This window comes from Thalassolituus sp. UBA2009, from assembly GCF_002335285.1.
GTDB lineage: Bacteria > Pseudomonadota > Gammaproteobacteria > Pseudomonadales > Oceanobacteraceae > Venatoribacter > Venatoribacter alkanivorans.
The window spans coordinates 1-4,605 of the sequence record NZ_DDCJ01000146.1; the positions used below are offsets into that span (position 1 = coordinate 1).

Annotated in this window: 2 protein-coding genes and 1 pseudogene; 2 read left to right on the forward strand and 1 reads right to left on the reverse strand. The window is 52.8% G+C overall.

All coding sequences use genetic code 11. From position 1 onward, the window contains the following. Positions 1–127: 127 nt before the first annotated feature. Positions 128–2,911 carry an ImpA family metalloprotease gene (locus tag B3P58_RS18020; RefSeq protein WP_286719469.1) on the reverse strand — a complete coding sequence of 928 codons (2,784 nt, stop codon included), beginning with the start codon at positions 2,909–2,911 and terminating at the stop codon, positions 128–130. 403 nt (positions 2,912–3,314) lie between these two features. Here B3P58_RS18020 and B3P58_RS18025 point away from each other — a divergent pair, with 403 nt between their 5' ends. Then, on the forward strand, positions 3,315–4,379 hold the full coding sequence (locus B3P58_RS18025; protein ID WP_286719471.1) for a hypothetical protein: 1,065 nt from the start codon (positions 3,315–3,317) through the stop codon (positions 4,377–4,379). 22 nt (positions 4,380–4,401) lie between these two features. Further along, positions 4,402–4,605 (forward strand): annotated as a pseudogene (locus tag B3P58_RS18030) (hypothetical protein); the annotation flags it as partial.

The window sequence follows — 4,605 nt, forward strand, 5'->3', positions numbered from 1 at the left end:
GGAAAGGCGTTTCAGATTGAAACACAGTAGTCGATGAATGCTGCAGTTTGGAGTGACACAATGTCACTCCAAACTGTGGGGCAGCAGTGGCCTGTTGGCCGGTTTTTATTTTATCCCCCGAATGTCATTACAACGGCCAGACCGCTGCACCATCAATAGCTACCGGCGTTTTATCCAGTCCTTTACAGAACTCGGCGCCGCCGGAAGCATAAAAGGTTTTGCTCATCGCCGGTAATGCCAGCGCAGCAACCTGAGCACTGGCAGCAGAGCCTGCCGGGAAGCCCCACATGGTCAGATAATCGCGCATATCCAACCCGGTGACTTTCGACAGCGCAATGTTCAGCCAGTCATTATTATTCAGGGCGCTGGCGTCACTGCGGTTAAAGTCAGCAAAACCCAGTGCCGCTTTTTTCGCTGCCCAGTTGTCATCGTTGCGCGTCGCACTCCAGAATTCGCGCTCCAGAATATGCAGACGTGGCAGCAGCATCCAGCCATCGGTTAACGTGCCCTGCGCCTGGGCAGCCATCATCATCTGAATATAAATAGCTGCACCATTGCTCCAGCCATTCAGTGCCTGTTCCTGCATATAGGCAACCGGATCAGCCTGATTACGGCTGGTCTGCAGGGTATTAAACAGACTTTCAAAAGGTAATGACTGGCACTGAGGATCTTTACCGGTATCGAGGAAATAATGATATTTGCTGTGGTAAGAATAAAAGTTAGTCGATGCATGACCTTCCCAGCCGGCAAAGCGGAATTTACCTTTTTCCAGCCCATGGCCCAGCTCATGAATATCACCATGACCGGTCGGTGAGAAGCTCCAGCCGGCATCGTAAGGATTGCCGGAGCAACCCCAGCCACAGGTTGGCTGGTCGGCGTTCATGTGTTTCACGATATCGATATTCTGCACGGTAAAATTATTGGCACTGGCAAAATCATGTATCTCGGCCACTACATCAATTCCCGGCCCTTCAAATCCGGCCAGTACATGAGGCAGGTTGGAAACATAACGCTCAGTTGCCACGGCCATATCAGCCGCTGTACCGCCCCATTCATTCATGGAAGTACGCATTTTTTCCAGCTGTGAATGCACCTCAAAACCGGCGGTGGATAATTCCGCCCAGTCAAACTCACCGGCACTCAGACGGGCTTCAAAATCGGCATTATCTTCGGCGCCGTTCCAGTATGGGTGCAGGCCAATATTCTCGACTTTAAAGCTGACATTCTGATCATTGGCATCAAAGAAAATCTGCAGCGGCCCGCCATAAGGTGAGGTTAATTCAATGCTCTCGCCACTGGCCAGAGGAATCTGGGTGCTCTGCAGATATTTAGGGCGGTTATAACTATTGTTGGTGGCAAACCAGTGCGTCGATGCAGCACGCTGGGTATTCACCGCTACGCTGGTATTTACCGGGCTATTATCGAGACGGGTTACGCGCACAGTCTTTCCGGGTAACACATACACACCGGCTGCGCGGAAATAATTTTTACTCACCAGATTAATGGTTTTACTGACCGGCGTAATATGGGAAAAATCAGTGCGGCTGAAATTACCCAGATCGGCCTGTACCGGATTCAGGCTGCGATAGTTATACACCGACATATCCGCATAGATGGAATGCACCAGAGCAGTCGCGTCTGTTTTATCGCGGCTCATCGGAAACACAACCTGCTGACGGTAGCTGTCACCCAGCAGGGCCAGTAATTTTTCCAGGCGGTATTCATCACCGCTGGCAGCAGCAAAAATATTACGCTTTTCCCGGTCGAAGTCCGCCATCAGATTGCGTACACGGGTAGCACCGTTCATAAAATTCTGGTTAAAACCCGTTACTGTGCTGCAATCTTCTTCATCGCACTGGTTAAAATCGAACGTTATTGGCGCAGCCAGCGTGCTCAGCATTTGCTGGATGTCAGCAACATATTCTGGCAACTGATTAAAATACGGGCGCATATCCTGCGCATTCATATAATATTTTGACCAGTAGTTATCACCGCTGTACGTCACATGAAAATGCTCCAGCAGGGTTTTGCCCAGAGCATCCAGCCCGCCGTCATAGTGCATATACAGCACACCGGTACCACGCGCCTGCGCCGCTTTTACCGCCGCCAGAATCTGTGGATTTAATTCTGTGCTGCCACCTACCTGAGAAATCATCAGCACATCGGTATCCGCCGTTAAGCAACCTGCCAATGCCGCGCCATCACAGCTTGCAGCCGCGTTATAACTGACAGAGCTCTGGTAATGCGCATCCAGCCAGCTGCGGGTAGCGTTACGATCGGGGAAGTAATAGCTCTGATCCATCTGCGCAATCACCACCTTTAAAGGTGTGACCGAAAAATCACTGCGCCCGGCCAGCCAGCCGATGCTGTTTTCCAGCAGCTGGTCCATTTGTGCGTTTACCGAGGCCGCATCACGCTGCTGAGTACGCATCGGATTACTGCCCAGAACCAGATAACGCTGACCCTGCTGCTCTTCGCCAACAACAGCAAAAGCGGCACTGCCTGCTGTTGAAGAATTACTGGCATTACTGATCAGCAGGCTGTCGTTATAACCAAATTGCGGGCTTAGCTTGCCAGCGTCGTGGGTTACATCCCAATGCACCGCGGTCAGGCTTTTGCCATCGCTGCGCGCACTGCCATTGGCATTCAGTTGCAGCAGCTGCGCCTTAACCGGCTGATAGGCCGTACGTTGTGCATTAATAGTGGCTAATGCCGCATCACGCAGCTCAGCGGCACTGACCAGCGAAGCATCGCCTTTGCTCAAAGCCTGGGCCAGTTCCGGGGTCTGATTACTGCTCCCGCCATCATTTTCGTTACCGGAAGGGAAGCTGCCACCGGAGCCGCCACCGCAAGCGCTCAGTAGCAGAGAAAGGGAAAGCGCCAGAGTGTGTTTGTGCCGTACCTGATTCATCGTCAGCCTTTATTGTTTTATGTTGCCTGACAGGAATAATACTTTGGCATGAAATCCAATGCCGTGCGCGCTTCACAACCTGATCATATGGCCGGATAAGAGGAATCCCCGTCAGGTACTGATCCGCCGCAAATTACGCCAGCATTTTGTAATCGAATGTAGCGATTGGTTACGGGAGTTTTCTGAGCAATATGACCTGACAGGACAACTAATGCATAAAATTCAGTAATCATGTCAAACGTGTGCTTTTCTCTCACAGAAGAAAGGTTATAGAGGAATATTCGCGCCAGACTGTCAGATGCATCAATAGCAAACCTACACCAAAGTACCAGTCCATAATTTTTCAATCAGGCCGCCTTGCTCTAACGTGTCCGGCACAATAAAAACAACCGGAACACCTCTCATGAAAGTCTGGATACCTCTGATTGCCCTTGTTCTGTTAGTGGGCCTGTTACTGGGTCTGCGCCAACAGCCTGTGGCCATGATCAGCCAGGAATCCTTACCTGCCGTTGCCGCCAGCGTCAGCAGCGAGCCTGTGAAAGCCCCCGTGATTCAGGCTCCGCAGCCTCTGCCAGCCGCCATGCAACAAGCCATGACGCAGGTCGCCGCCGCCTATCAGGTCAGCAGCCAGTATCCGTCTTATTCCATTCCGCTGGGCAGCCAGCAAACCGAGTTGCTGCAGCCAAACGCCGGCGCTCACAGCGTACGCGACCTGAATACGGTCGGTCTGCCCGGCCAGCTGAGCATTCAGTTGTCGGCCTACCGCTACCGTCAGGAAGAACCGATAGAAGCCGACATTACCCTGTCCGGAGACGATGCGCTGTTCAGCCAGCTGAGCGGCCTGACCCTGAGCGTGCGCGATAACAACAATGCCGTGCTGCTGATGCCACAGGCCCAGATACAGAACAACAGCAACGAACAACGCCTGCAAACCCGCTTCAGCAGCAGCGACAACTGGCCGACCGAACTTAATCTGGTGGCTGAGCTGCAGCTGAGCGATGGCTCAACCCTGCGCCAGAGCGCGCCGTTTCAGGTCTTTACCGCCGTCGCCGAAATTACCGGTACCGGCACGCCCTATGTCGACGACAACGAACTGGTAATTCCGGTCAATATTGAAAAAGCCGCCGCCGGTTACTACAAGCTCGCCGCCAGCCTGCACTATGCCGATAAAAAGCCACTGGCCTATTTACAGGGCAAAGGGCGGATAGGCAGCAGCGGCACGCTGGAACTGCGCGTACACGGCTCGTTGCTGTACAACTTAGACGGCATTCAGAATTTATGGATCGGCAATCTGCAACTGCGCAAGATGCCGGAAAAACCCGGCCCTGAGGTGCAGTGGGGTTTCAGCCGCGATGATTTTTACGCGGTTAAAAACGTCGATCCCTCGCGCTTTTCACCTATTCCTTTTCAGGATGAGCAGACCTTATCGCGTCTGCAATTTCTGCAATCGCTGGGCTCGCCCCAGTAATTAAAACCACAGGAGAGACTGAATGCTGACGATAAAAATAAAGATGGCAATCACCGCAGTTTTTTTAACCGCAGCCGCCTTGCTGAGCGTCCAGGCGCAGGCACAGATAGCCGGTAAAAATGTGATTCTGGTACACGGCTTACAACCGGCCCAGCTGATGCGCGACAGCGTAACCCCACAGGAAGTCACCAGCGACGGTGCCAATTACTGGTCGGCGTTCTGGGGC